At 60.2% G+C, this 25579-nt stretch carries 25 protein-coding genes; 12 read left to right on the top strand and 13 right to left on the bottom strand.

All coding sequences use genetic code 11. The features are described 5' to 3' along the window. Positions 1 to 2: 2 nt before the first annotated feature. Complete coding sequence (locus BY454_RS11720) at positions 3 to 1205, bottom strand: lytic murein transglycosylase (protein WP_374953552.1); 1203 nt, start codon at positions 1203 to 1205, stop codon at positions 3 to 5. A gap of 225 nt (positions 1206 to 1430) precedes the next feature. Here BY454_RS11720 and BY454_RS11715 point away from each other — a divergent pair, with 225 nt between their 5' ends. Continuing rightward, entirely contained in the window at positions 1431 to 2330 is a 900-nt protein-coding gene (locus BY454_RS11715; protein WP_104416658.1) for a response regulator, read from the top strand. 42 nt (positions 2331 to 2372) lie between these two features. Here BY454_RS11715 and phoR read toward each other — a convergent pair whose 3' ends face one another. The 5 genes from phoR to BY454_RS11690 all read right to left on the bottom strand — a co-directional run bounded on the left by phoR (position 2373) and on the right by BY454_RS11690 (position 6588). Then, the gene (gene phoR / locus BY454_RS11710; RefSeq protein ID WP_104416657.1) at positions 2373 to 3695 is read right to left on the bottom strand and encodes a phosphate regulon sensor histidine kinase PhoR; all 1323 of its coding nucleotides are present in this window, start codon (positions 3693 to 3695) and stop codon (positions 2373 to 2375) included. Between the two features lie 50 nt (positions 3696 to 3745). Further along, entirely contained in the window at positions 3746 to 4438 is a 693-nt protein-coding gene (gene phoB, locus BY454_RS11705) for a phosphate regulon transcriptional regulator PhoB (RefSeq protein WP_104416656.1), read from the bottom strand. Between the two features lie 107 nt (positions 4439 to 4545). Then, the gene (gene ubiA, locus BY454_RS11700) at positions 4546 to 5430 is read right to left on the bottom strand and encodes a 4-hydroxybenzoate octaprenyltransferase (RefSeq protein ID WP_104416655.1); all 885 of its coding nucleotides are present in this window, start codon (positions 5428 to 5430) and stop codon (positions 4546 to 4548) included. A gap of 77 nt (positions 5431 to 5507) precedes the next feature. After that, positions 5508 to 6050, bottom strand: a complete 543-nt coding sequence (locus tag BY454_RS11695; RefSeq protein WP_104416654.1) for a chorismate--pyruvate lyase family protein — start codon at positions 6048 to 6050, stop codon at positions 5508 to 5510. Then, positions 6031 to 6588 (bottom strand): hypoxanthine-guanine phosphoribosyltransferase, encoded by a 558-nt coding sequence (locus BY454_RS11690; protein WP_104416653.1) that lies wholly within the window; start codon positions 6586 to 6588, stop codon positions 6031 to 6033. The genes BY454_RS11695 and BY454_RS11690 overlap by 20 nt, the downstream gene beginning before the upstream one ends. 155 nt (positions 6589 to 6743) lie before the next feature. On the opposite strand from BY454_RS11690, the gene BY454_RS11685 reads away from it, so the two are divergent. Together BY454_RS11685 and tesB are read left to right on the top strand one after the other, a co-directional pair. Next, entirely contained in the window at positions 6744 to 6911 is a 168-nt protein-coding gene (locus BY454_RS11685) for a rubredoxin (RefSeq protein ID WP_104416652.1), read from the top strand. Between the two features lie 143 nt (positions 6912 to 7054). Further along, positions 7055 to 7915, top strand: coding sequence for an acyl-CoA thioesterase II (tesB, locus tag BY454_RS11680; protein ID WP_104416651.1), 861 nt, complete (start codon positions 7055 to 7057; stop codon positions 7913 to 7915). Positions 7916 to 7946: 31 nt separating this feature from the next. Here tesB and BY454_RS11675 read toward each other — a convergent pair whose 3' ends face one another. After that, positions 7947 to 8393, bottom strand: coding sequence for a flavodoxin (locus tag BY454_RS11675; RefSeq protein WP_104416650.1), 447 nt, complete (start codon positions 8391 to 8393; stop codon positions 7947 to 7949). Between the two features lie 178 nt (positions 8394 to 8571). Here BY454_RS11675 and BY454_RS11670 point away from each other — a divergent pair, with 178 nt between their 5' ends. Both BY454_RS11670 and BY454_RS11665 read left to right on the top strand, forming a co-directional pair. Then, positions 8572 to 10140: an inorganic phosphate transporter gene (locus tag BY454_RS11670; protein ID WP_104416649.1), complete on the top strand. Its 1569-nt coding sequence runs from the start codon at positions 8572 to 8574 to the stop codon at positions 10138 to 10140. A gap of 114 nt (positions 10141 to 10254) precedes the next feature. Further along, positions 10255 to 10521 carry a hypothetical protein gene (locus BY454_RS11665; protein WP_104416648.1) on the top strand — a complete coding sequence of 89 codons (267 nt, stop codon included), beginning with the start codon at positions 10255 to 10257 and terminating at the stop codon, positions 10519 to 10521. Between the two features lie 333 nt (positions 10522 to 10854). Here BY454_RS11665 and panP read toward each other — a convergent pair whose 3' ends face one another. The 3 genes from panP to BY454_RS11650 all read right to left on the bottom strand — a co-directional run bounded on the left by panP (position 10855) and on the right by BY454_RS11650 (position 14911). After that, positions 10855 to 12528 (bottom strand): pyridoxal-dependent aspartate 1-decarboxylase PanP, encoded by a 1674-nt coding sequence (gene panP / locus BY454_RS11660; RefSeq protein ID WP_104416647.1) that lies wholly within the window; start codon positions 12526 to 12528, stop codon positions 10855 to 10857. A gap of 65 nt (positions 12529 to 12593) precedes the next feature. Further along, positions 12594 to 12938: a DUF503 domain-containing protein gene (locus BY454_RS11655; protein ID WP_104416693.1), complete on the bottom strand. Its 345-nt coding sequence runs from the start codon at positions 12936 to 12938 to the stop codon at positions 12594 to 12596. Positions 12939 to 13213: 275 nt separating this feature from the next. After that, positions 13214 to 14911: an isovaleryl-CoA dehydrogenase gene (locus BY454_RS11650; protein WP_104416646.1), complete on the bottom strand. Its 1698-nt coding sequence runs from the start codon at positions 14909 to 14911 to the stop codon at positions 13214 to 13216. A gap of 304 nt (positions 14912 to 15215) precedes the next feature. On the opposite strand from BY454_RS11650, the gene BY454_RS11645 reads away from it, so the two are divergent. From BY454_RS11645 to BY454_RS11630, 4 genes are all read left to right on the top strand, one after another. Further along, on the top strand, positions 15216 to 15437 hold the full coding sequence (locus tag BY454_RS11645; protein ID WP_104416645.1) for a hypothetical protein: 222 nt from the start codon (positions 15216 to 15218) through the stop codon (positions 15435 to 15437). A 153-nt stretch (positions 15438 to 15590) separates the two neighbouring features. Further along, positions 15591 to 16613 carry a porphobilinogen synthase gene (gene hemB / locus BY454_RS11640; RefSeq protein WP_104416644.1) on the top strand — a complete coding sequence of 341 codons (1023 nt, stop codon included), beginning with the start codon at positions 15591 to 15593 and terminating at the stop codon, positions 16611 to 16613. Between the two features lie 43 nt (positions 16614 to 16656). Further along, positions 16657 to 18798, top strand: coding sequence for a polyphosphate kinase 1 (gene ppk1, locus BY454_RS11635; RefSeq protein ID WP_104416643.1), 2142 nt, complete (start codon positions 16657 to 16659; stop codon positions 18796 to 18798). A gap of 50 nt (positions 18799 to 18848) precedes the next feature. Next, positions 18849 to 20141, top strand: coding sequence for a DUF945 family protein (locus BY454_RS11630; RefSeq protein ID WP_104416642.1), 1293 nt, complete (start codon positions 18849 to 18851; stop codon positions 20139 to 20141). A gap of 12 nt (positions 20142 to 20153) precedes the next feature. Here the strand turns inward: BY454_RS11630 and coaD are convergent, their stop codons facing one another. The 3 genes from coaD to yihA form a co-directional block, all read right to left on the bottom strand. Further along, positions 20154 to 20636, bottom strand: coding sequence for a pantetheine-phosphate adenylyltransferase (gene coaD / locus BY454_RS11625; RefSeq protein ID WP_104416641.1), 483 nt, complete (start codon positions 20634 to 20636; stop codon positions 20154 to 20156). A gap of 76 nt (positions 20637 to 20712) precedes the next feature. Next, positions 20713 to 22152 (bottom strand): coniferyl aldehyde dehydrogenase, encoded by a 1440-nt coding sequence (locus BY454_RS11620; RefSeq protein WP_104416640.1) that lies wholly within the window; start codon positions 22150 to 22152, stop codon positions 20713 to 20715. A gap of 24 nt (positions 22153 to 22176) precedes the next feature. Next, positions 22177 to 22806, bottom strand: a complete 630-nt coding sequence (gene yihA, locus BY454_RS11615; protein ID WP_104416639.1) for a ribosome biogenesis GTP-binding protein YihA/YsxC — start codon at positions 22804 to 22806, stop codon at positions 22177 to 22179. A gap of 182 nt (positions 22807 to 22988) precedes the next feature. On the opposite strand from yihA, the gene BY454_RS11610 reads away from it, so the two are divergent. From BY454_RS11610 to BY454_RS11600, 3 genes are all read left to right on the top strand, one after another. After that, on the top strand, positions 22989 to 23597 hold the full coding sequence (locus BY454_RS11610) for a c-type cytochrome (protein WP_104416638.1): 609 nt from the start codon (positions 22989 to 22991) through the stop codon (positions 23595 to 23597). 156 nt (positions 23598 to 23753) lie between these two features. After that, complete coding sequence (locus BY454_RS11605) at positions 23754 to 24389, top strand: thiol:disulfide interchange protein DsbA/DsbL (protein ID WP_104416637.1); 636 nt, start codon at positions 23754 to 23756, stop codon at positions 24387 to 24389. Between the two features lie 68 nt (positions 24390 to 24457). Then, complete coding sequence (locus BY454_RS11600; RefSeq protein ID WP_104416636.1) at positions 24458 to 25315, top strand: endonuclease/exonuclease/phosphatase family protein; 858 nt, start codon at positions 24458 to 24460, stop codon at positions 25313 to 25315. Positions 25316 to 25579 lie beyond the last annotated feature (264 nt).

Below are 25579 nucleotides of genomic sequence, written 5' to 3'. Positions count from 1 at the left end.
CGCTAGCCGCTTTCATCGTCGGTTTCGGAGATACCCTTCACTGCCAGGCTTTCCAGCACTTCCCGGGAAGGAAAGCCATCGGCAATCATATCCTGGGCGCTCTGGTACCGGCGAATGGCGTTGCGGGTATTGGACCCCAGGATACCGTCGGGTTCGCCGCTGCTGAAGCCTTTTTGGTTAAGGGCTTCCTGCAGTTGCAGGATCTGGTCACGGGACAGGGCCGGCTGGTCTTCCGGCGGCGGAGTATGCAAGCCGCCCGCGCCAGCGACACGATCGGCCAGGTGGCCCACTGCAATGGCGTAGAATTCCGAGCGATTCCAGCCCATGGTCACCCGGAAATTGTTATAGACCAGGAAGGCCGGCCCTTCGTGGCCGCTGGGAACCACCATGGCCGCATCAATGGGCTCGTCCGGCACCGGGTGTCCCCAGACATCGGTCACGCCCATTTCCCGCCAGTCGTCCAGGGGTAGGCGTCGGCCATCGGCCAGGCTGTAATCGAAGTCATTCGGCAGCAGCACTTCCCGCCCCCAGCGGTATTCGCCATCCCAGCCCATGGATTCCAGGAAGCGACCGGCGGAGAGCATGGCATCGGGCAGACTGTTCCACAGGTCACGACGGCCATCGCCGTCGGCGTCCACGGCATGTCTCAGAAACACGGTGGGCATGAACTGCACATGGCCCATGGCACCGGCCCAGGACCCTTCCATCTGGTCCGCGGAAATGGCGCCTTCATCAATGATGCGAAGCGCGGCAATCAACTGTTGGCTGAAGAACTCACTACGACGGGGATCGCAAGCCAGGGTGGCCAGGGAACTGGGCACCTGCATCTTGCCGAAATAGCTGCCGTAATTGGTTTCCAGGCCCCAGAAAGCCACCAGATACGGGGCGGGGACACCGGTCTTTTCGGTGACCTCGTTCAGCAGCCCCCGGTGTTCCCGCAGCAGTTCCCGGCCCCTGGCGATGCGGTCGGCATTCACCCGGCGGTTCAGGTACTCGGCAAAGGTGGTGGTGAACTCAGGCTGCCGGCGGTCCAGTTCGATGACCCGGTCAAGGTATTCGGCCCGGGCCATGACATCCCGGGCGACTGGCGCACTCACGCCGGCGTTGATAGCCCGCTCCTCGAGCCGCTGCTTGCACTGGGCAAACTCGGACTCACTCAGGGTTTCCTCGGCCTGGGCCGGCAGACTGATGAGCAGAGAGGCCAGCCCAAGGGCCGGAACCACGTGCCAGCGTGCTTTGCGCGTACTCGCGTGAACCACAGATCACCTCGCGTAATGTAAAGAAGGCTCTTTGAAGCCATGTTAGCGCGTTTTCGGTCCCATAAAATACCGTGCAGAACGGTTTGTCGTCTTTTGGTCGCAAAGGTTCCAACGAAACGCCCCGGATGTTCTATAGTGAGGGCCACTGTATGGCCCCGGAGTGAATTTTTTATGGCAGCCCTGAAAGCGCTGGTGGTGGATGACGCCAGCTTTGTGCGTGATCTGGTGAAACGAACGGTTCGCCAGCGGTTCCCGGTTATCGAGACCACCGATGCCCAGAACGGGCGGCGGGCGCAGTCACTGATGTCGCGAACCACCTTTGACCTGGTCCTGTGTGACTGGGAAATGCCGGAAATGTCCGGCCTGGAACTGCTGCAGTGGATGCGCCAGCAGCCCCATTACGAAAAAGTGCCGTTCATCATGATCACCAGCCGTGGTGACAAGGACCATGTGGTCGAAGCGGTGAAAGAGGGCGTGTCCGAATACCTGGGCAAGCCCTTCAGCCCGGAAGGGCTGAGCAAGAAGATCATCAAGGTGATGGGGCGGCGGCTGAAAGACGCCATGGGTCGTAGCGGCAAATCCATGGAAGGCCCGGCCGATGCCTTCAAGGAGTCGGCGGCACTGCTGACCCAGAAGCGGGACACGCCGCCGGCCAAACCTGCCCCTGACCAAAACGCCAGGGCAGCCGCCGATAACCCATTGCTGGCCGCCTCCAGCGCGCCTTCGCCGGCCAAAAAGCCCGCCGCCAAGGGTTCGATGAGTGTTGCCCAGGTCCGGTTTGCCGACAGCACGTTGACATCCGTGGTCAAGGATATCAATCTCACGGAAGTGCGGGTGATTGCCAAGCGGGACCAGGAGTTCCCGGGCATTCTGGATCAGGCGGTGGTGGATATGGAGATCGGCCCGGAAAAAACCGCCCGATTGAACGGCTACGTCCACCAGTTGCAGGCGGTGGATCGCCGTCAGGACAGCGACTTTATCAGCGTGACCATCCGATTTGTGGATGACGATCCACAGAAGATGGAAGACCTGTCGCGCTTTGTCGCCACCTTCCGGGCGGGTAACCGGTAACCGGCTGCTCCGGGCCTGGGAACCTCCGCCCGGAGAACGGCTTTAGTGCTCGGCTTGGGGCTCCGGCAGCCGTTCCACCAAACGCTCCTTGGGGAAGTGACAGATGAATTCACTGCCCTGGCCGGGTTCGCTACGGATTTCCAGGTTGCCATCGTGGTTGATGAGCACGTGTTTGACGATGGCCAGCCCCAGGCCGGTGCCTCCGGTATCCTTGTGGCGGCTGGGATCGGCTCGATAGAAACGCTCCGTCAGGCGCGGAATATGGACCGGATCAATGCCGATACCGGTGTCCTTCACCGAGAAGTGGGCCCCGTCGCGGTTGGCACTCCAGGAAACGTGGATAGTGCCACCGGCCGGCGTGTATTTGACCGCGTTGAAAATCAGGTTGGAGAACGCGCTTCTCAATTGGCCTTCATCGCCCTTGAGCAGGCGATGATCATTGATGTCCACGGTGATTTCCTGATGCTTGTCCCGGCCGAGAGTGCGAGCATCTCCGCAGATCTGCCGGATCAACGCCTCGGGATCGGATTGGGTGTCGTCGGCGGTGTGTTCTCCGGTTTCAATCCGCGACAGCAGGATCAGGTCGGTAATCAGCGCTTCCATGCGTGAGGCCTGGTCGGCCATGGTATTGATGGCCCGGCGCCATTTCATAGGCAGTTCATCGCTGTGGTCCACCAGGGTTTCCAGGTATCCGCTGATCACCGTCAGTGGTGTGCGCATCTCATGGGAAACGTTGCCCACGAAATCCCGGCGCATCTGCTCCAGTTGATACAGGCGGGTGACGTCCTTGGCGACGATCAGGCGGTCGTCTTCTCCAAAAAGGCTGATCTGGACCTGCAGGCGGATGTGAGGGCGGGCAGGGGAATGAATTTCCAGGGGGTCGCGGTAATCCCGGGCATCGAAGTAGGCCTTGAACGCGGGTGTGCGGATCAGGTTGTGGATGAACTGTCCCTGGTCGGTGCTGCGCTTGAATCCCAGTAGTTGTTCAGCAGATCCGTTCCACCACTCCATCACGCCCCGGGCGTCGGTCATGATGACGCCATCGCGCATGGCGTTGGTGGATTCCTGAACCCGACTGATCTGCGCCCGCAGGCGGTCTTCGGCCAGCAGGTGGCTGCGGTGGAGTTTGTGCAGCTTGTCCAGGATGTCGCCCCACAGGCCGATGCTTCGGGGCGGCTCATCCGAGGCGGCGGGATTGGCCAGCCAGTAATAAAGGCGCCTGCTTTGCACCAGTGTCCAACACAGATAGGCAATCAGGCCAGACAAAAGGCCGTACAGCGGATAACCGAAGGCCCACCCAATCAGGGTGGTCCCTGTCAAAAGGGCGATAATCACACGCAGATAATGTGACCAATTGTGTTGCATCAAGTTCTACCTTGTCGACGGTCTGGTGTTGATGCGTAACGCTGGGCCGATCAGGCGACTTTAGTGGAAAATCGGTAGCCGGCGCCCCGCACCGTCTGGACCAGGTGGTCGTATTTTGCACCCAGCGCCTTTCTCAGTCGGCGGATATGTACATCAACCGTACGCTCTTCAACGTAAACATTACCACCCCAGACCTGATCCAGTAACTGTGAGCGGGTGTAGACCCGCTCCTGGTGGGTCATGAAAAACTGGAGCAGACGGTATTCGGTCGGGCCGATGTTCACCTCACCGTCCTGGGTATAGACGCGGTGACCAATGGGATCCAGGGTTAGCCCTTCCACTTCAATGGGTGTATCCACGCCAGGCGGAGTAGTGCGACGCAGCACCGCTTTCAGGCGCGCCACCAGTTCCCGGGGGCTGAACGGCTTGGTGATGTAATCGTCGGCACCCACTTCCAGGCCCTGAATCTTGTTATCTTCCTCAACCTTGGCGGTCAGCATGATAATCGGGATGTCGGCGGTGGTTTCGTCTTTTTTCAGGCGGCGGGCCAGTTCAACGCCGCTGGTGCCGGGCAGCATCCAGTCCAGCAGGATGAGGTCGGGCTGTTTGTCGACAACCAGTGCGTGCGCCTGGCGGGCATCCTCGGCTTCGAGGTAATCGTAATCTGCCATTTCGAGCGCCACGGCGATCATCTCGCGGATGGCGGATTCATCGTCGACAATCAGGACAGTTTTTCCAGTCATGAGCTTCAACCTGTTTCAGACCTGAAGAGTGTGGTTCACACTCACCGTTTTCGTTGCAGGGTCATTACAACGTTAACGTGTTACAAGTATATGACACCCCAGGGGAATCAGAGCGCCAGGTCCAGGGCCAGCCCCACGAAGACCGCGAAACCGGCCCAGTTGTTGTTGAGGAACGCCTTGAAACAGCCGGCCCGGGCCCGCTCCCGCGCAAGGTACTGGTGATAGACGAACAATGTGGCCATGCCAACCACGCCCAGGTAATAGAAGCTGCCGAGTTCTGCCTGGTTGCCGGCAATAACCAGGACAACCACCACCAGGGCCTGCAGGATGCCGATGATCACCCGGTCAGCATCGCCGAACAGAATGGCGGTGGATTTGATACCCACCTTCAGGTCGTCATCCCGGTCGACCATGGCGTAGAGGGTGTCGTAGGCCACGGTCCAGAGTACGTTGGCGGTGAACAGCAGCCACGTCAGTTGGCTCAGTTCACCGGCTTCGGCCGCCCAGGCCATGGGAATGGCCCAGGAAAACGCTGCGCCCAGGAACAGCTGGGGCAGGTGGGTGTAGCGCTTCATGAAGGGATAGATGAAGGCCAGCAGGGCACCGCCGAAAGACAGATACAGGGTCAGGGTGTTGGTGAAAAACACCACCATCAGGAAGGAAATCAGGCACAAACCGGCAAACAAGGCCAAGGCCTCCCAGGCCTGGATGCGCCCGGTGGTCAGGGGGCGGTCCTGGGTGCGCTCGACGTGCCGGTCCCAGTCCCGGTCGGCAAAATCGTTGATGGCACAGCCGGCGGCGCGCATGAAAAACACACCCAGTGTAAATACCACGATATTGCTTAATGAGGGCATGCCGCTGGCGGCCAGCCAGAGCGACCACCAGGTGGGCCAGAGCAACAGCAAGCTGCCAATCGGGCGATCAATGCGCAGCAGCCGGGCGTAATCAATCAGGCGGGTGCGGACGGGATCGGGCATGGCGTTTTGCAGCATGGCATGGTCATCCATCGGTCGGGAGCTGGAAGCAGGGCCGATTATAGCCAGCGGGTGAGCTGGAGTGAAAGTGGGCGCTATTGATACAGCTCAGGCAACAGGTATTCGCAGACCATCAGGGCGCTGGTGCCGCGATAGAACAGGGAGCGACGGGCGAGCCGGGGCTGACGGTTGTGCAGCGGCTGGCATAGACCGGTTTCAAGATCACCGCGGCGCCACTCCGGACTGCTGAACAGGAAGGCACCCAAAGGTTTGTTGCCCAAATGGCGCAGCTGGCGGCCGCGACCTTCAAAACAGTCCAGGGGGATAACCGTCCGGGCCAGTACCCAGGGGTGCCCGTCGCCAATCAGCCGGACTTCACGAATCCAGGCCAGTTGGCGATTGGCGAGGCCCAGGGTTTGGGCTTCTTCCGGGGAAGGGCGTGAGAAGCCTTCCCGGCACACCTGAACCCGGAAGCTGTGGCGGCACCGCTGTTTCAGGGCCTGGGTAAAGGAGCCCTGGACCTGCAGCCAGTAACCGGCCGGACCGTGGACGTCCGGGCGGTAAAGTCCAGCTGCTGCCAGGGAACGGTACCAGCGCGTGGCGGGGATGCCCGGCCGGTTACAGTCCTTTGACTGCATAAATGCCGGGAGCGTTGCGCCAGTAGCCTTTGTAATCCATGCCATAACCAAAGAGGAAGCGGTCTTCCACTTCCAGGCCGGTGAAGTCCGCTTTCAGGTCCGGGCGGGCCTTGCGTTCATGCTGTTTGTCCACCAGTACAGCCGTGAGCACTTCCCGGGCGCCGTGGGTCAGGCAGTAATCCGCGATGGCGCAGAGGGTCGTACCTTCATCCAGGATGTCGTCCACAATCAGCACCGTCCGGTCCTTCATGTCGACTTCCGGGCGCAGCTTCCATTCCAGGATGCCGCCGGTGGTTTCCTGGCGGTAACGGGTGGCGTGCAGATATTCGGCCTGGACCGGGAACTTCAGCTGCGGCAGCAACTGGCCGGTCAGGATCAGGCCGCCGTTCATAACGCAGAACAGCAGCGGATTGCGGTCGTGCAGGCGCTCGGTGATTTCCCCGGCCATGGTCTCGATGGCACTGTGTACCTGCTGTTCATTCACCAGGCAGTCGGCTTCGGCCATAACCTGGTTCATTTCGGTGACGGTGTCGCTCATAACGGTCGATCCTGTCGTAAAACGGCCGATTATACCGAAGTGTTGCGACTGAAGGGAGTGGCGATATCCGGGTCGTTGTCTGTACTTGCCGCGATTGGCAGGATAACTTGAACAAGGTTCCCCAAAAGGCGAAATCACCCTGTGAGGTAAACAGTATGAGAAAATGGGAATGCATGGTGTGTGGTTTTATCTATGACGAAGCCGAGGGATGGCCGGAAGACGGCATTGAGCCGGGCACCAAATGGGAAGATGTACCGGATGACTGGGAATGCCCGGACTGCGGCGTTGGCAAAGAGGATTTCGAGATGGTCGAGATCGAATGACAAGCCAGGCGGATAATTGCAGGGCAGTTGCCGCTGGTCGTGCGTTGGCATTGCCAAATTCCGGCAGCTGAGGTAGAAAGCCGTTCGGAAGCTAATGGGTTTTGGCGTCTGATCTCGACTTTAAAACGGTAACAGGAGCAAGTATGCGGGAAGTAACCCGAAAACTGGTGGATTTGCTGGACCTCTCGCCCATGGGGGACGACCATTTTCAGGGCGACAGCGAAGACCTGGGGTTTCCCCATGTATTTGGTGGGCAGGTGCTGGGCCAGGCCCTGATGGCAGCAAGTCGCACCGTGGAAGACCGGTTGTGTCACTCCCTGCACGCGTATTTTCTGCGCCCGGGCAATCACAGTATGCCGATTGATTATGAGGTGCAGCGGGTGCGTGATGGGGGCACCTTCTCCGTTCGCCGTGTCATCGCCCGGCAGGATGGCCGGGAAATTCTGACGGGTTCCATGTCGTTCCAGGCCGAAGAGCAGGGCTTTGAGCACCAGCTCGATATGCCGCAAGTGGAGCAGGGCCCCGACGAGCTCAAATCCGAGCAGGAGTGGGGCAAGCTACTTGCAGAGCAGGCGCCGGAAAAACTGCGGGAGATGATGACGCGAGAAAGGCCCATCGAGATCCGGCCGGTGAATCCGGGTAATCCGTTCAAGCCGGAAAAGGAGCCGCCCCACCGCCAGAACTGGTTCCGAGCCCTGGGGCCGCTGCCAGACGATCCGGTCTTGCACCGCTGTTTGCTGACCTATGCCTCGGATTTCACCTTCCTGGGCACGTCCCTGGCTCCTCATGGGCGGAGCTTCCTGAGCCGCAATATGCAGGTGGCGAGCCTGGATCACGCCATTTGGTTCCATCGGGACTTCCGCATGGACGAGTGGCTGCTGTATGACAAGGATAGCCCGAGTGCGGCAGGTGGCCGGGGGTTTAACCGGGGTAATTTCTTTACCCAGGACGGCCGGCTGGTGGCGTCCACCACCCAGGAAGCGCTGATTCGCGAACGCCAGTAATCGTTGCCCCGCCTGTGCGGGGCTTCCGGCCTCAGAGCCCGGCGGCCCAGGTTTTCGCCCAGGGGGCGGCCTCGTCTTCCGGATCGATGGTCTCCAGGGCGTCGATCTTCAGGGTCTCGCCCACCTTGCGCGCGGCGGTTTCCAGCAGGGCCTCTTCCATCAGGTCGCCGGCACCGCAGAAGGTATCGCCATAAGAGCTGTCACCCAGCACGATGATGCCGAAAGGGCGGCCGGGCTGCTGGGGCAGCTGTTCCCGGAGGTCGACATAGAAGGGCAGCAGGTTGTCCGGGATTTCCCCGTCGCCGGTGGTGGAGGTGCACACCAGCAGGGCGTCATTATTGTCCGTAATATCCACTAGTTTCGGTTCTTCCAGCAACGCCACGGTGTGGCCGTCGGCTTCCAGTTCCTCTTTGACCTTGCGAGCGGTCATTAACGCGCCACCGTAGACGCTGCCTGTCAGAATGCGGATTGCTGCCATAATATCGCCTTTTCCAGAAATCGCCGGGTGGTTGAAAGTGGCCCGATCATAGCGGCCTCGGCAGGCAGGCTCAAGCCGGATAAAAGTTACGGTTATATTTCAATTCGATGTCAAAAAAATTATAGTTTGCGGCGCTGAATTGCTTCAATTCACCCGTACAAAATGAGATCCCTTGGTTATGGCCCGCTCTTCCGGTTTTCTGGATACCCTCCTAAGCAGCCCTTCCACCGAACGTTATCGAATTGGTTTCAGTGTGCTTTTCCTGCTCGGCGTCTGGCTCAGTGTCGGCGCGTTCAGTCAGGAACTGCCCAATAACATGCTGCTGATGGCCGCCGCCGTAATCGGTGGCTACATGGCCATCAACATCGGCGCCAACGACGTTGCCAATAACGTAGGCCCTGCGGTTGGTTCCGGTGCCCTGGGCCTGGGGGCGGCAGTGCTGCTGGCGGCCGTGTTCGAGGCGTCGGGCGCCCTGATCGCCGGTGGCGACGTGGTCTCCACCATCAAGGGCGGCATCATTGACCCGACCACACTGGAAGATCCCCGGGCGTTTGTCTGGCTGATGACAGCCGCGTTGCTGGCTGGTGCTCTCTGGCTGAACCTGGCCACCTGGATGGGTGCGCCGGTCTCTACCACGCACTCTATTGTTGGTGGTGTGCTGGGGGCCGGTATTGCGGCCGGAGGCTGGGCGATCGCGGATTGGGCCGTGATGGGCAAGATTGTTGCCAGTTGGGTCATTTCCCCGGCGCTGGGCGGCATGCTCGCCGCTCTCTTCCTGTATTCCATCAAGAAAACCGTACTCTATCAGCCAAACCTGATTGAATCGGCGCGCCGCTTTGTGCCCGTGCTGGTTGCCCTGATGGCCTGGGCCTTTGGCACCTACCTGATGATCAAGGGTGTGAAAAAGGTCATCAAGGTCGATTTCATGCAGGCGGCGCTGATCGGCCTTGCCGCCGCTGCGGTGGTGTATTTTGCAATGCGCAGCCTGGTCGGGCGCAAGGCAGCCGCCATGGAAAACACGCCCCACGGAGTCAGTGAGCTGTTTACCTGGCCGCTGATCTTTGCCGCGGCCCTGTTGAGTTTTGCCCACGGTGCCAACGACGTGGCCAACGCCATTGGTCCGCTGGCAGCTATCAACGACGCCATCCAGGCTGGGGGCGGTGTGGTGACCGCCGCCAGTATTCCACTGTGGGTCATGATGGTCGGTGCCCTGGGCCTGGCCGTGGGCCTGATGCTGTTCGGCCCCCGCCTGATCAAGACCGTGGGCACTGAGATCACCGAGCTGGACAAGACCCGGGCCTTCTGCATCGCCCTGTCTGCCGCTTTGACGGTTATTCTGGCCTCCCAGCTGGGGCTGCCGGTCAGCTCCACCCACATTGCCATCGGTGGTGTGTTTGGCGTGGGCTTTCTGCGTGAGTACCTCAAGCGCAACTACGCCACCCAGTTGCACAAGATCATGGACCAGCACGAGCCGGCCGAGCAGGAGCGCCTGCGCCCGTTTCTGGAGGATTTCCGGAACGCGTCCGTCGAGGAAATGGAAAGATTGCTGCAGCAGGCCAAGCAGGACAAGCAGCAGGTGCCGCTGGCCAAATCCGAGCGTAAGCGTCTGAAGAAAATTTACCGCGAAGAGATGGTCAAGCGCTCGCACCTGGTGAAAATTGCCGCAGCCTGGATTATTACTGTACCGGCTTCGGCTTTGATGGCGGCGTTCCTGTTCTTTACCCTGCGTGGCCTGTTCGTGAGCTAAGGGATCACTTGGGTCTCTAAGTTGCGGGACTGGTGAGAATTTTCCAGTTCGGCCATACTGTAGAAAAGCGCGGGGCCGATGGCCTCGCGACCAGACAAATGACAGGAGTGGGGAATGGGTACATCCAACGAAGGCCGTCAGGCCAAGATGATCGAAGAGCTTCGGGTGTTCATCAAGAAGGTGATGAGTGACCCGACCATTGCCGTCAAGTCCATGGAGATCGCCCGTAAGTACCGGGGCGAGCCGAACGCCGATGAGCTGGTGGCCCGCGAGATCAGCGCCAACACGACGATCCGTATTCCAGAGGCCTGGAGTGAGGCGGACAAGATGTTCCTGGAAATCCTGCACGAGGTGCTGGATGATGAGGAAGCGCTTTATTAAGTAGGTGGCAGCAGGAGGAGCGAGGGTTCTTCCAAAAAGCGCTCCTCCCCAAGAACCCAGACCATGCTTTGCGGCGTTAACGCCGGAGTTTCGCTAAGAGGGCTTGGAGGCACTTTCCAAAAATTTGCGGAGCCAGGGATGGCGGAGCATAAGCGCCACAGGGGTTCGACTGAGCGTCTATAAAGCGAAGCTTTATGCGACAGGAGAACGACTGCAATCTGCGATTGCAGGCCGGACCCCGAAGGGGTGCCGCAGGAGCGCTTTTTGGAAAGTGCCTCCAAGTCCTCGACTCCCCCAATCTCGCAGGCTACCAAGACAGACCTAAGATCGTACTCAGCTTTCTGACCCTTCCCGCTGTTTCTGAAGCACCGTCTCCGCCAACCCTTTCAATATCGCCATTTCCTCGGCAATGCCGCTTTCCTGCGCCAGTTCTTTCTGCTCGTCCAGGATGTCCATGAGGATGTCCGGAGTGGTCAACGGGTTGGCTAGCACCACGCGGAACACGATGCAGGGGAAGTGGGCGTAGCGGGCCGGTTCCAGGCGGGTCCGGGAGACGAAGGCCTTGCCCCGCTCGCGCTGGGTTTTCTGCAGGTATTTGGTGATGCGGTTGAGGCTGGTGTTGATCCGCTCGGCCTGGCGTTTGTCGGCCACGGCCAGGGCCTGTTGCACCACCGCCGGGCAGTAGCGGTAGGTGAGGATGTTCAGCTCGGGCCGGGTGACCAGTTCGAAATCCGGGTCTTCGGTGATCATGTCCGCAAAGTTGCGGGCTTTGTTGATGCCCTCGTCGATGAGGATTTCATAGCCTTCGCGGCCAATGATTTTCAGCCCGGAGTGGATCAGCATGGACATGCCCGGCCGTGAGCCTTCCAGGGTAGTGCTGCCCAGGTCCTTGGAGCCCTTGCGGATGATGTACTGGGCGTGGTGTTCCACGGCGCTGGCCAGGCCCGGGGTTTTGAACACCACCAGGCCCACGCCCATGGGCACGTACAGCTGTTTGTGGGCGTCGAAGGTGACGGAGTCGGCCTGTTCGATGCCCCGCAGCAGGTGCTGGTGGGTGCGGGAGAACAGGGTGGGCCCACCCCACGCGGCGTCCACGTGGAAGTGGGCGCGGAATTCCCGGGCGATGTCGGCCATGGCGTCGAGGTTGTCGACGTTGCCGGTCTCGGTGGTGCCGGCGATGCCGCAGATGGCCATGACCTTGATTTTCTGTTTCTGCAGTTCCAGGCACTTGTCGCGCAGGGCGTCGATCTGGATGCGGTTGTCGTCGTCCGTGGGGATGGCAATCAATGATTCCCGGCCCAGGCCGAGCACGTCGGCCGCTTTACGCAGGGAATAGTGGCCACGGTCGGAGACGAGGATGGCGGCGCCTTCGCAGCCGTAGTATTTCAGGGCCCGGAACAGGCCTTCCTGGTGCAGGCCGCGGAAACTGCCTTCGGGTGGGAAGGCGCGGTTGCGGGCGACCCACAATGCGGTCAGGTTGGCGACTGTACCGCCGGAGCAGATGGCGCCCAGGGCGTGGCTGGGGTCGTGCATCCATTTGCGATAGAACGCGCCGTCCTGCTGGTACACCAGGCGGTGGATCATGCCCAGGACCTGGCGCTCCAGTGGCGTGAAGGCCTTGGAGGTCTCGATTTTGACCAGGTTCTGGTTCAGGGCAATCATGATTTTTGACAGCGGCAGCATGAAGTAGGGCAGTGCCGAGGTCATGTGCCCGATGAACGCGGGCGAGGCGGTATGGACGGAGTCCGCCACGACTTTGTCGAGCAGGAACTGGGTCTGGTCGGAGACGAAGACCGGCTTTTCCGGGATGGCGGAGTCGGAAAAGTTTTTTTCCACGTCAGAAAGATCCCGTTCAACCGCGACGATGTGTTCCTGCAGGAAGCCGGCGAGGTTGCGGGAGATGTTCTGGTCAATGCGGCTCAGGGTCGAGTCCGGTGCCTCGGGCACGGTGAAGACTCGATACATGGCCTCGATAGAGGCCTGAGCGGATGGTTTCTTTCCGGTCATAGGCGCCAATTCTCCAAGGCGGCGTAGTATAAAGCCTGTGTCTGCCTGAGGCGAGCCTGGAAGGGTTACAGGATTTCCCGGTGGACCTCGAGAATGGCGGCGTCGATGCGGCTCTGGATGTCTTTTTCGACCTGGTCGAGACGCTGGGTGATCTGCTGCGGGGAGGCGCCCAAGGCAGCGATGGTCCAGGTGGCGCAATCGAGGGCGTCGTGGTCGCCGGTTTCGGCGACGGCCAGGTCGGGTTCTTTGCCCCAGACGGCTTTCAGGGCGGTGAAGACTTTGCGTTTGGCCTTCAGGTCGTCGCAGGCGTAGAGCTGGAAGTGCAGGGTGAGCAGGCCCACGCTTGGGGTGATGGTGGGCTGCTCGGGTGGATTGTTTTGGGCTAGTAGCTTTCTGAGTGCTTCTGACATCTTAATATCCAGCTGTGGTGCTGGAGCGCACGTGGTGCCGCCTTCCAAAAAGCGCTCCTGCGGCACCCCTTCGGGGTCCGGCCTGCAATCGCAGATTACAGTCGTTCTCCTGTCGCATAAAGCTTCGCTTTATAAACGCTCAGTCGAACCCATGTGGCGCTTATGCTCCGCCATCCATGGCTCCGCAAATTTTTGGAAGGCGGCACCACGCGCGCTCACTAAACTTCGCAGTTAAACGCTTGTGCCAGTGTGAACTGGCCGGCTGTACCGAAGCGCTAGCCTACTACAGGCGTCGCCCGTTTGATAATGGCCGCTGGATTGGTGCCCGTTGGCAGGTTGCCGTAGTTCTGCCCGCCGTTGTTTTGCAGGCGGGTGGCGCAGAAAGCGTCGGCGAGGTGTTTGTCGCTGTGCCGGAGCAGCAGGGAGGCCTGCATGGCCAGGGCCAAACGGTCGACGAGGTTGCGGGCGCGGTACTGGAAATCGCTGATGTCGGCGAAGTCGTTTTGCAGTTGCGCCAGGAACTGGTCGAAGCGGTGGTCGGCGCCTTTGGCTTCGGCGGCCTCTGTGAAGAAGGCGTCTAGGGTCTCGGGTTGTTTCTGGATGGCGCGCAGGGTGTCCAGGCACTGGACGTTTCCGCTGCCTTCCCAGATGGCGTTGACCGGGGATTCGCGGAACAGGCGGGGCATGATGCAGTCTTCCATGACGCCGCTGCCGCCGATGCACTCCATGGCTTCGTAGGCGTGGTTGGCGGTGCGTTTGCAGATCCAGTATTTGCCCAAGGGAGTGGCCAGGCGGGCGAGCAGGCGTTCGTGTTCGTTGTCGGCGTGGTCCAGGGCCCGGGCGATGCGTAGGGCGTAGGTCATGGCCGCTTCGCTTTCCAGGGCGAGGTCGGCCAGTACGTTCTGCATCAGGGGCTGGTCGCTCAGGCGAGCGCCGAAGGCGCTGCGGTGTCGGCAGTGGTGGCTGGCCTGGGCGAAGGCCTGGCGCATGCCGGCGGAGCTGCCGATCATGCAATCGAAGCGGGTCATGGCGACCATGTCGATGATGGTTCTTACGCCCCGGCCTTCGTCGCCGACCATCCAGGCCAGGGCGCCGCGCAGTTCGACTTCGCTGGAGGCGTTGGCGACGTTGCCCATCTTGTTTTTCAACTGCTGGACCTGCCAGGGATTCTTGCTGCCGTCCGGTCGCCAACGCGGCATCAGGAAACAGGACAGGCCGCTGGCGGTCTGGGCCAGTACCAGGAAGGCATCGCTCATGGGGGCGGAGACGAACCATTTGTGGCCGACCAGTTCATAGGCCTGGCCGGGGCCTTCACGGCCGATGGGGCAGGCCTGGGTGGTGTTGGCTCGCACGTCGCTGCCGCCCTGCTTTTCGGTCATGGCCATGCCCAGGGTGACGGCGCGTTTTTCGCGGTCCGGCACGTTCCGACCGTCGTAGGCGCTGGTCAGAATGCGGGGTTCCCATTCCCGGGCCAGGTCCGGTTGCTGGCGCAGGGTCGGTAGGGCGGCGAAGGTCATGGTAACGGGGCAGCCATGGGCGGCCTCCACCTGGGTGTGCAGGTAGTACTTGGCGGCCCGGGCCACGTGGGCCCCGGGGCCGGGGTTGGCCCAGGGCGAGCTGTGCAGGCCGTTTTCCAGGGCCACGCGCATGAGTTCGTGGTAGGCCGGGTGGAAGCTGACTTCGTCAATCCGGTGGCCGTAGCGGTCGTGGGTTCGGAAAGTGGGCTTGTTGGCGTTGGCCTGAAAGCCCAATTCGATGGTTTCGGCCTTGCCGGCCCAGGTGCCGAATTGGTTCAGGTCATCGTGCGCGTATCCGGCGCCCTCCCTGGCTACAGCCTCCTGCAGGGCAATGTCGTGCTCGTACAGGTTGTAGTTTTCCAGCGGGCTGGGTTGGTTGAAGACATCGTGCGTGTTGGCCAGGCAGGCATCGTGGCCCGGGGCTGGTCGGGTGGCGTGTTCCGAATCGTGCGACATGACGGTACCTGAAAATGTTGTTGTTATCAGTCGGGTCGGTCTGGTGTTTTTACAGTGAATGACCGTCGTTCCTTCCTGTCAACATTTAGTGGCCTTCAATGCCTTCGATTGCTTAATAGAATCAATGGCCTGCATGCCGCCCTTTAAGATTACGCAAATTTAATTTTGTGAGGATGGCGAGAGTCAGAAATCGAGATTATAAAGAGCGCAAGACGGGTCCCTAAGGGCCGCCAGTCGAGACCCGGTGTTGTTCGGGCCAGGCCTGACGCACCTGTAGATCTGTTTTCGTTGATGGGAGAGAGCCATGAGTGATTTCGACGAAAGCGCCCTGGAAAGTTCCGGCAACTGGAGTGCCGAAACTGAGGATAATCATTCCATCGCCGGCCGGGCCCGGGTGAGAGCCCAGTTGCAGGCGGATATCGAAGCGTTCCTTCAGAACGGTGGTCACATTGAGGAAGTGGATACGCACTTCCAGTCCGCAGCTTCCCGGAAGGTGGAAGTCGGCTTCAACAACCGCAGTTTCTGAGTTCGCCAACCCCTCTTTTTGAGCTGGGTGCCCCGCAGGGCACCCGGTTTTGTCATTCCCGTGTCATGATTTGACCTCACACTCGGCCCCTGTTGCCTTCCGGGTGTATGATGGAACCATTTCCCAGGGTTACTCATCTTCAGGAGGTATTTTGTGACCAAGCCCACTCCGTCACTGTCCAGCCGTAGCTTTCCCCATACCCGTTTGCGTCGTAACCGGGCCAGCGATTTTTCCCGGCGCCTGGTGCGGGAAAACCACCTGTCCGCCGACAACCTGATCTATCCGGTATTTGTACTGGAAGGGGAACAGCAGCGTGAAACCGTGCCCTCCATGCCCGGCGTAGAGCGGCTGAGTGTCGATCTGTTGGTGCAGCAGGCGGCCGAATGGGTGAGCCTGGGCATTCCGGCGCTGGCCTTGTTCCCGGTGGTGCCGGCGGAAAAGAAAGACCTGGCCGGTTCCGGTGCCTGGGACCCGGACGGGCTGGCACAGCGGGCAGTGCGGGCGCTGAAGGCGGCTTACCCTGAGCTGGGCGTGATCACCGACGTGGCGCTGGACCCGTTTACCACCCACGGCCAGGACGGCATTATCGATGAGCAGGGTTATGTCCTGAATGACGTTACCGTCGAAGCCCTGGTGCGCCAGGCGGTCTCCCATGCTGACGCTGGTGCTGATGTGGTGGCACCGTCGGACATGATGGACGGCCGTGTGGCGGCCATCCGGGAGGCGCTGGAGGCAGCAGGCCATGTGAATACCCGTATCCTGGCGTATTCGGCCAAGTATGCGTCCAGTTATTACGGGCCGTTCCGGGACGCGGTCGGCTCGGCGGCCAACCTGGGCAAGGCGGACAAGTCCACTTACCAGATGGACCCGGCCAACAGCGACGAAGCCATTCATGAGGTGGCGTCCGACTTGGCGGAGGGGGCTGACATGGTGATGATCAAGCCGGGCATGCCCTACCTGGATATTGTCTACCGGGTGAAAAAAGAACTGCAGGTGCCTACCTTTGTCTATCAGGTAAGCGGTGAATACGCCATGCACATGGCGGCGGCCCAGAATGGCTGGCTGGACGGCGACAAGGTCATGATGGAAAGCCTGATGTCCATGCGCCGGGCCGGTGCCGATGGCATCCTGACGTATTTTGCGGTGCGCGCAGCCCGCCTGATGAAAGAACAGTAACAGGTACACCCCGAGCCTGTTTCAACCACGGATAAGGACAGCAATGACAAGCAAAAACATGACAGCCGCCGCGACCGATGCCGAGCAGGTGCCGGCACCGGTTGATCTGCCCGAGGCAGGTGAAGAGGTCAACATCGACGCCACCGAGAATTATTTCAATCGGGAGCTCAGTCAGCTGCAGTTCAACTATCGGGTGTTGAAACAGGCCCTGGATACCACTCACCCGCTGATCAACCGGTTGATCTTCTGCTGTATTTTCAGCAGCAACATGGATGAATTTTTCGAGATCCGGGTAGCCGGCCTGCGTGAGCAGTTGAAGTACGGCCGGGAAACGGTGGGTGTCGATGGCATGCAGCCAGACCAGGTGCTGGCCGAGATCAGCCGCATTGCCCACGAGTACATTGCCGAGCAGTACGACATCCTCAACAACGTCCTGATCCCGGAGCTGGAGAAGGAGAATATCCACTTTGTTCGCCGTCGGGACTGGACGGAAGCACAGGCGGACTGGGTGCGCTCCTATTTTGATGAGGAAGTGCTGCCAGTGGTCAGCCCCATTGGTCTGGACCCTTCGCACCCGTTCCCGCGACTGGTGAACAAGAGTCTGAATTTTATTGTCGAACTCGATGGCAAGGATGCCTTCGGCCGGGAAACCGGCATGGCGATTGTACCGGCGCCCCGCTCATTGCCTCGACTGGTGCGCCTGCCTGATGAGATCTGCGAGGGCGGTGAGAACCTGGTGTTCCTGTCCTCGATGATCCACGCCCACGCCGACAAGCTGTTCCCCGGCATGGAAGTGAAAGGTTGCTATCAGTTCCGTCTGACCCGCAACGCCGACCTGGAGCTGGAAGACGACCTGGAAGATCTCGCCTCCGCCCTGCGCGGTGAGTTGCTCAGTCGCCGTTTCGGCGATGCTGTGCGCCTGGAGGTGGCGGACAACTGCCCGGAAGAGTTGATGAACTTCCTGCTGCGGGAGTTCGGTCTCACAGAGCGGGATCTGTACAAGGTCCACGGGCCGGTAAACCTGACTCGTCTGATGGCTGTGGGCGGCCTGGTGGATCGGCCGGATTTGACCTATTCCCACTTCTCACCGTCGATTCCGCGCCAGATCCGCAGCAAGGATTCGATGTTCGATGCCATCCGCAAGCGTCCGCTCTTGCTGTTGCATCCCTACGAGAACTTCAGCCCCGTGGTGGATTTACTGCGTCAGGCCGCGAAAGACCCGCACGTGCTGGCCATTCGTCAGACCCTGTACCGCAGCGGTGCAGACTCCGAGATTGTTGAGGCGCTGGCCGATGCCGCCCGTCGGGGCAAGGAAGTCACTGCGGTGATCGAGCTGCGGGCCCGGTTCAGTGAGGAGGAAAACCTGGAGTTGGCCAGCCGCCTGCAGGAAGCCGGGGTGATCGTGGTCTACGGTGTCGTGGGTTACAAGACCCACGCCAAGATGATCCTGATTGTACGCCGGGAGGAAGGGCGCTTGCGCCGGTACGTGCACCTGGGCACCGGTAACTACCACGCCGGTAACGCGCGGCTGTACACCGACTACAGTTTCATGACCTGCGACGAATCCATCGGTGACGACGTCAACAAGCTGTTCCAGCAGCTCACCGGTATGGGCAAAGCCCTGAAGATCAAGAAACTGTTTCACGCTCCGTTCACATTGCACCAGAGCCTGATCAGCCTGATCGAGCGGGAAGCGGGGTATGGCGAGAAAGGGCGCATTATATTCAAATTCAACGCCCTGACCGAAGCCCAGGTCATCAAGGCCCTGTACCGGGCGTCCCAGGCCGGCGTGAAGATTGACCTGATTATCCGGGGCATCTGTTGCCTGCGCCCGGGCGTCCCAGGCCTGTCTGAAAACATCCGCGTACGCTCCATCATCGGCCGTTTCCTGGAGCATACTCGAGTCTATTACTTTGGAAACCGGGGTCGACCCCAGGTTTACTGTTCCAGTGCCGATGCCATGGAACGGAACCTGCTGAACCGAGTGGAAACCGCTTTCCCGGTGGAAGACCCGGCCCTGATTGCCCGCCTCCGGGAAGATCTGGACACCTATCTGGCGGACAACTGCCAGTCATGGGTGCTGCAGCCGGACGGCACGTATTTGCAGAATCACCCCGCTGAAGGCGAGGAACCCGTGGCATCGCAACTGGTGCTCCTGGACCGACTCACCAGCAGTTCCGGCTGAGAGTGCCGGAGGGCGGTAGGATAAAAACATAATCAAAAAGGAATGGAACGTTGAAACTGAATAAATGGATTGCCGCCGGTGCGGTGCTGTTGGTTGGGGCCGGTGCCGCGCCCTGGGGCGTGGGTTACATGACCGAGCAGCAGTGGTTGCAGGCCACGGAAGAGGTCAATGGGGCTCAGCCCTTTGTCCGGGTGAACACCGGGGAATACGATCGTGGCGTGCTGGGTGCCGAGACCTCCGGCAGCGTTACCATCACCGATCCGGCGACCGGTGAAAGTCACGAGATCGAGTTTAAGGCAACGGTGACCCACGGTCTGACCGGAAGCCTGATGGACTTCAAACCCCGCAACGGCTGGCAGCCTGAAGGCGCAGACTGGTATCCCGAAGACCAGCCGCGCTTGACCCTGGAAACCCGGCTCTGGGGCACGGCAACGCTGGAATTCAACGCCCCGGTGATGGAAGTGACGAACCCGGACAGTGGCGAGATTTTTCGAACCAGCGGTGGTCTCGCCAAGCTTGATGTGGGCAGTATGGGCGAGCAGGCGGATCTCTTGATGGTCTGGCCGGAAGTGGCCCTCATCGGCCCGCAGGCGGACGTGATTGTCCGGGGCCTGGAGCTGGAGCAGGAAATGGCATGGCTGAGTGGCGATGTCTGGACCGGATCGGGCTCCATGAAGTTGGATAATGTTTCCCTGCAAAGTCCGGAAACCCCGCCCATTGTTATTGATGGCATGATCCTGACCAGCTCCAGTGAGGCCTCAAACGAGGGGCGTGACCTCGACTCAGAGGCGGCGTTGAAACTGGAGTCGGTTACCGTGGATGGTGCCTCTTACGGGCCGCACCGCCTGAGCCTGTTTCTCAATGGGTTGGATGTGGCGAGTTGGAACACGTTCAGCGACACCATGACTGAACTCCAGGTATTGCAGCTTCAGGATGAGCTGGACTCCCGGGAAGTGTTCCAGCAGCAAATGCAGTTGATGCAGCAGATGACCCAGTCGGTCCAGAATATGGTCGGGGCCGGTTTTTCTGCAGGCATCCGGGAGCTGAATGTGAGCACTGCAGAAGGTACGATCGAGGGTGATCTGGAACTGGCCCATCCACGCCTGTCCGACACCGAGCGCCAGCAGATGTTGATGGTCATGCAGCGACTGACCGGTTCGCTGAGCTTCAGTCTGCCGGTGGCGCTGGCTGAACAGTATCCCGAGATTCGCATGCAGGTCGCGCCGCTGGTGAAACAAGGTTTCTTTGTACAGGAAGGCGATCGGCTGGTCATGCGCGGGCAGCTGCAGGACATGGTCCTGAACATCAATGATGTGGCACTGCCCCTGCCGCCGCTGATGTAACTGCCCGGGTGGTCAGGCGTCCTGGAACTTCTGTTTCAGGGCCTTGACCACCGCCGGGTCAACAAACTCGCTGACATCCCCGCCCAGGGAGGCAATCTCCCGGATCAGTGTCGAGGAAATGTAGGACAAGTGGTTGGCGGGCGTCAGGAAGACGCTTTCCATGCCCGGCGCCAGCCGGCGATTCATGTCGGCCAGCTGAAATTCGTATTCGAAATCCGAAACCGCCCGCAGGCCACGCAGAATGATGGATGCGCCCTGTTCCTCCACAAAATGGGAAAGCAGGTTGCTGAAGCCAGTGACGCTGACATTCGGGATGTGTGCCGTGGCCTGGCGCACCAGCTCGCAGCGTTCGTCCAGATTGAGCAGGGGATTCTTTTTCGGGTTGTACGCCACGCCGACCACGATTTCATCAAACATCCGGCTGGCCCGTTCGATCAGATCGGTGTGGCCGTTGGTGATGGGGTCAAAGGTGCCCGGGTAGATTACTTTGGTCATGCGCCGCTCCTGTCTTCGAAGGCCGTCAGGATACCAGCAATGCCCGCGCGCCTGAAGTCAGAGGCCCGGCGGGCAGCTACCGAATGAAGAGTTTATACACCAGCTTGTGCAGCAGGGTGCCGTGGGGCGGGTACACAAACCGGCCACTGTTGAACTTCGGACGGGCAAACACGCCCCGGTGATGGGAGAAAGTCAGGAAGCCTTCCCGGCCATGGTAATGCCCCATGCCGGAATCGCCGATGCCGCCAAAGGGGAGGTCTTCCTGGGCCACGTGCATCAAGGTGTCATTCAGGCACACGCCGCCGGAATGGGTGGTTTCCAGCACCTGCTGCTGTTGTGCCTTGTCGTAGCCGAAAAAGTACAGGGCCAGTGGCCGGGGTTGATCATTGATGCTATCGATGGCTTGATCCAGGGACTGGTAACCCACCACCGGGAGGATCGGGCCGAAAATTTCATCCTGTCGGAGGGTCATGTCCGGTGTGGTGTTCAGTGCCAGGATCATGGGCATTTTCCGGGTACTATCAGCCAATTCTTCGTCCGCAGGATTGAGTGTGACCAGTTCCGCGCCACGGCTCCGGGCATCGCCCAATAGCTGCTGCAACCGCTGATATTGCCGGTCGTTGACGATCGACGTGTAATCCGGATTGTCCCGGAGCCGGTGGTACATCCGGCTGAAAGCCTTGCGGAATTCCTCCACAAAGGCCGGGATCTGCGCCTCCGGGCACAGCACATAATCCGGGGCCACGCAGGTTTGCCCGGCGTTCAGGGCCTTGCCAAAGGCAATGCGCTGGGCGGCATCGTGCAACGGTACATCCGGTGCCAGCAGGGCAGGGGACTTGCCGCCCAGCTCCAGGGTAACCGGTGTCAGGTTCTCCGCAGCGGACAACATGACGCGTTTGCCGATACTGGTGGAGCCGGTAAACAGCAAATGATCGAATGGTCGGCGTGAAAAATCGGCGGCGACGTCGGCGTCGCCAAGAATGACGGCGAGCTGGTCTTCCGGGAAGGTCTCGGCCATCAGATCCCGAAACAGGGCCGAGGTGGCCGGCGTGAATTCCGACATTTTGATCATGCAACGGTTGCCCGCCGCCAGGGCGGCGATCAAGGGGCCCACCGCCAGGTATAACGGGTAATTCCAGGGCACGATGATGCCGACCACCCCCTTGGGTTGGTATTGCACCCGGTTGCTGGCGGGGCGGAACAGCATTGAGACCGGTCGGCTGGACGGCCGCATCCAGCGCTCGAGATGTTTGAGCGCGTGGTTGATGCCCTGGATTGAAGGCAGGAGCTCGGCGATCCGGGTTTCATCTTTTGAGCGGCCCCCGAAGTCCTGGTCAATGGCTTTTGCCAGTTGCTCCTGGTTGGCAAGCAACACCCGTTTGAGCTGGGTCAGCCGTTCTTTGCGCTCGCCCGCCGTGGGCAGGGGCTGCTTGCGGAAGGCCTGTCGCTGGGCCTGGAACACCCGGTGGCAGTAGGCGAGCTGCTCTTGACTGTCAGAGGCGGTGTTACTTTCCATGATTGGCTCCCGCGCGGTGCTGGCTTATAGGTCCGGGGATTCAAGCCATTGGGTCAGCGCTTCCCGGCATTCGTCTACCCCGCGCTTTGAGGTGGCGGAGAACATGATCAGGTGTTGCACGCACTGGTAATCTTTGAGCTTTTTGGCGATGCCCAGCATGCTCGTTTTGGCCTGGCCAAACTTCAGTTTGTCGGCCTTGGTGGCCAGGATCATCAGTGGCAATTGATTGTGTTCGCACCAGTCCACCATCATCTGGTCAAAGTCGGTGAGCGGGTGGCGAATGTCCATTACCAGCACCAGGCCCCGCAGGCAGCGGCGTTCGTTCAGGTAATGGCCGAGGTGTTGCTGCCAGTCGTCCTTCATGTCGCGGGAGACTTTGGCGTAGCCATAGCCAGGCAGGTCAACCAGATGCATGTCCGGCTTGTTGAGGCTGAAAAAGTTGATCAGCCGGGTGCGCCCGGGGGTCTTACTGGTCCGGGCCAGTTTGCCATTGGCGGTGATGGCGTTCAGGGCGCTGGATTTGCCGGCGTTGGAGCGCCCGGCGAAGGCCACTTCCGCGCCGGCATCCGGCGGGCACTCCTCCAGCCGCGAGGCGCTGATCAGGAAACGGGCGCTATTATAGGAAAGGCTTTTTTGAGTCAGATCAGAGTCCACGACAGTTGGTGTTCCTTTGGATTTCAGTTATCGGCGATTAATGTATAATGCTACACCAATTTCCGGTGGAGCGCTGTTGCGTTACCGCCGTGAGCCCCGGTTGGAGCCTGTTGGGTCAGTGCCTGCCGGCAGCATAATGAAGAATACTGTCTAGTTTCAAAGATGAGAGAAGCGGAGCGAGCATGAAAAGACTGATCGCAGGAGTTGTTCTCGGAGTTAGCCTTACAGCAGTGGCTCACGGGGCAGGAGATCCAGCAGCAGGTGAACAGAAGGCAGCAGTATGTACCAGCTGTCACGGCCAGGGTGGCGCCAAGCCCATCATGGGCAGCTACCCGAAACTGTCCGGCCTGGGTGAGCAGTACCTGTTCAACCAGCTGACGGCCATCAAGTCCGGTGACCGGGCCGTGCCTCAGATGACGGGTCTGCTGGACGCTATGTCTGACCAGGATCTGCGTAACCTGGCGGCTTACTTTGACAGCCAGGAAATGGTGGTAAATCAGGCAAACCCGGATCTGGTTGATCAGGGCCGCGCCCTGTTCCGTGGCGGCAACATGGCCTCTGGCGTGCCGGCCTGCTCGGGTTGCCACAACCCCCGCGGCCAGGGCAACGAGCCAGGCGGTTATCCGGCCCTGGGTGGTCAGAACGCCGAATACATCGCGAATCAGCTGAAGGCTTACCGTAACGGTGAGCGTAACGGCACCTCCAACTCTCAGATCATGATGGATGTGGCTGCCGAGCTGACCGATGCGGAAATCGAATCCGTGGCCAGCTACGTTTCCGGCCTGAACTGAGTTTGGTTCTTCCGGGAAGGTAACAAGAACCCCGCTTCGGCGGGGTTCTTGCGTTTTAACACGACGGTAAGGTTTCGGGCGCTTGATCGTCTGGAAGTTTGCTGCTGCGCTGGGTCATAATCCCTGCTGAATTCATTGAATGTCCGGAGATCACCGATGACCAGAACCTTTGGCTCTGTTGTGTTGCTTGTTGCCTCGCTGATGTTTTCCAGTTTGGTGAGTGCCCAATCCTGGGAGGAGGGCGAGCACTATCGTACTCTCGATAACCCGGTGCGTACCGCTTCCGACGAGGGTGTCGAGGTGGCAGAGGTGTTCTGGTATGGCTGCCCGCATTGTTACAACTTCAAGCCCCTGTCCGAGGCCTATGAGGCGAGCGCGCCGGATTACGTGAACTACGTCAGGCTGCCGGCTGCCCTGGGCCGCAGCTGGGAACCTCACGCCTACGCTTTTTATGCCCTGGAGGCCATGGGCGAGCTCGATAAAGTGCACGATGCCCTGTTCGATGCTTTGGCTGGCGAGCACCGTCCCCTGAACGATGTGGAGTCGCTGGCCAACTTTGTTGCCGGCTACGGTGTCGATCCTGAAGAGTTCACCAACGCCTACCAGAGCTTTGGTGTTCGTGCACGGGTTCAGCAGGCCCAGTCCAAGATTCGTGGTGCGCGTATCACCGGCACGCCGACTATGCTGATTAATGGCAAGTACGTGACCAGTGCGTCCATGGCGGGTGGTCACGAAAATGTGATTGAGGTCGTGAAATATCTGGTTGAGAAGGAGCGGGCGGCCTCTGAGTGATTTGCCGGGCGCCGGAAGTCTGGTGTCCTGGGGCATCAGTTCTTCCGGCTCGATTGGAGCATTCACGCATGTATAAGAGACTGCGCAGTCAGCTCGAAACCTTCAGAACCCGGGAGCGGCCGGGCAGTACCTGTTCCGGCAGCGAGCATGTGCCGGATTTTGAGCCTCACCGGCACCTCCGGTTGCTGACCTTCAATATTCAGGTCGGCATCAATACCTCTTCCTACCACCATTACTTCACCCGAAGCTGGCAGCACGTGTTGCCACATCGGCGCCGGGCCAAGAACCTGGATCGTATCGCCACACTGCTCAGCCAATACGATGTGGTTGCCCTGCAGGAGTGTGATGGCGGCAGCCTTCGCAGCGGCTATATCAATCAGGTGCAGTACCTGGCCGAAAGCGCGGGAATTCCCTACTGGTATCAGCAGCTCAACCGAAACCTCGGCCCGGTCGCGCAACACAGTAACGGCCTGCTCAGCCGGTTCCGGCCCCTGGATGTGACTGAGCACAAGCTGCCCGGCCTGATCCCGGGCCGGGGCGCCATCATTGCCCGTTACGGTTCTGAGGAAGATCCGCTGGTGCTGGTACTGATGCACCTGTCATTGAGCAAGTCGGCCCAGCAGCGCCAGCTGGGTTATATCCGTGAACAGATCGGTGATTATCGCCATGTGGTGTTGATGGGCGACATGAATGCTCATGCCGAACAACTGTTAACGCAAACGCCATTGAAAGAGACCGACCTGGTGCCTCTGCCGGAGACGGCGCACAGTTTCCCCAGCTGGCGGCCGGAAAAGGCGCTGGACCACATTCTGGTCAGCCCGTCCCTGGAGATCCGGCACTCGGAGGTGGTGAGTTACCCCATGTCGGATCACCTGCCCATTGCCATGGACGTAGCGCTGCCCAAGGGATATCTGGAAACCTTCTGAGCTTTTTCGCCTTTGTTTCAGGCAATAAAAAACCCGGCACAATGGCCGGGTTTTTTGTGGTGCGCCAGGCATGGCGCGTAGCGCCTTGACGGGCGCTGTTCCGGTACAGGTGGTGCTGGCCGGATGACTTGGGGGTGCAAGTCCCCTGTGGGCCCGGCAAGGGGAACCGCTAGCCGGACGGCAAGGGTGTCCACCGCGAGGTGGAATCTGAAGGAAGCCGCAGGCAAAGCACTGGCCCGACGAACAGGAATCGCATCAGGCGGT

Origin of the sequence: Marinobacter persicus (genome assembly GCF_002934325.1) — a bacterium.
GTDB classification, from domain to species: domain Bacteria; phylum Pseudomonadota; class Gammaproteobacteria; order Pseudomonadales; family Oleiphilaceae; genus Marinobacter; species Marinobacter persicus_A.
Note: the sequence above shows the minus strand (reverse complement) of the source record. Positions and strands in the feature narration are given on the sequence as shown.

Coding starts and splice junctions, on each gene's coding strand:
- BY454_RS11650 (WP_104416646.1), bottom strand. CDS start 14,911: ATGTCGCACGATTCGGAACACGCCACCCGACCAGCCCCGGGCCACGAT.
- BY454_RS11675 (WP_104416650.1), bottom strand. CDS start 8,393: ATGGCAGCAATCCGCATTCTGACAGGCAGCGTCTACGGTGGCGCGTTA.
- panP (WP_104416647.1), bottom strand. CDS start 12,528: ATGACCGGAAAGAAACCATCCGCTCAGGCCTCTATCGAGGCCATGTAT.
- phoB (WP_104416656.1), bottom strand. CDS start 4,438: ATGACTGGAAAAACTGTCCTGATTGTCGACGATGAATCCGCCATCCGC.
- coaD (WP_104416641.1), bottom strand. CDS start 20,636: ATGACCAAAGTAATCTACCCGGGCACCTTTGACCCCATCACCAACGGC.
- BY454_RS11600 (WP_104416636.1), top strand. CDS start 24,458: ATGTATAAGAGACTGCGCAGTCAGCTCGAAACCTTCAGAACCCGGGAG.
- BY454_RS11645 (WP_104416645.1), top strand. CDS start 15,216: ATGAGTGATTTCGACGAAAGCGCCCTGGAAAGTTCCGGCAACTGGAGT.
- BY454_RS11715 (WP_104416658.1), top strand. CDS start 1,431: ATGGCAGCCCTGAAAGCGCTGGTGGTGGATGACGCCAGCTTTGTGCGT.
- BY454_RS11685 (WP_104416652.1), top strand. CDS start 6,744: ATGAGAAAATGGGAATGCATGGTGTGTGGTTTTATCTATGACGAAGCC.
- BY454_RS11690 (WP_104416653.1), bottom strand. CDS start 6,588: ATGAGCGACACCGTCACCGAAATGAACCAGGTTATGGCCGAAGCCGAC.
- tesB (WP_104416651.1), top strand. CDS start 7,055: ATGCGGGAAGTAACCCGAAAACTGGTGGATTTGCTGGACCTCTCGCCC.
- BY454_RS11605 (WP_104416637.1), top strand. CDS start 23,754: ATGACCAGAACCTTTGGCTCTGTTGTGTTGCTTGTTGCCTCGCTGATG.
- BY454_RS11665 (WP_104416648.1), top strand. CDS start 10,255: ATGGGTACATCCAACGAAGGCCGTCAGGCCAAGATGATCGAAGAGCTT.
- phoR (WP_104416657.1), bottom strand. CDS start 3,695: ATGCAACACAATTGGTCACATTATCTGCGTGTGATTATCGCCCTTTTG.
- BY454_RS11620 (WP_104416640.1), bottom strand. CDS start 22,152: ATGGAAAGTAACACCGCCTCTGACAGTCAAGAGCAGCTCGCCTACTGC.
- ppk1 (WP_104416643.1), top strand. CDS start 16,657: ATGACAAGCAAAAACATGACAGCCGCCGCGACCGATGCCGAGCAGGTG.
- ubiA (WP_104416655.1), bottom strand. CDS start 5,430: ATGCTGCAAAACGCCATGCCCGATCCCGTCCGCACCCGCCTGATTGAT.
- BY454_RS11670 (WP_104416649.1), top strand. CDS start 8,572: ATGGCCCGCTCTTCCGGTTTTCTGGATACCCTCCTAAGCAGCCCTTCC.
- BY454_RS11610 (WP_104416638.1), top strand. CDS start 22,989: ATGAAAAGACTGATCGCAGGAGTTGTTCTCGGAGTTAGCCTTACAGCA.
- BY454_RS11695 (WP_104416654.1), bottom strand. CDS start 6,050: ATGCAGTCAAAGGACTGTAACCGGCCGGGCATCCCCGCCACGCGCTGG.
- BY454_RS11655 (WP_104416693.1), bottom strand. CDS start 12,938: ATGTCAGAAGCACTCAGAAAGCTACTAGCCCAAAACAATCCACCCGAG.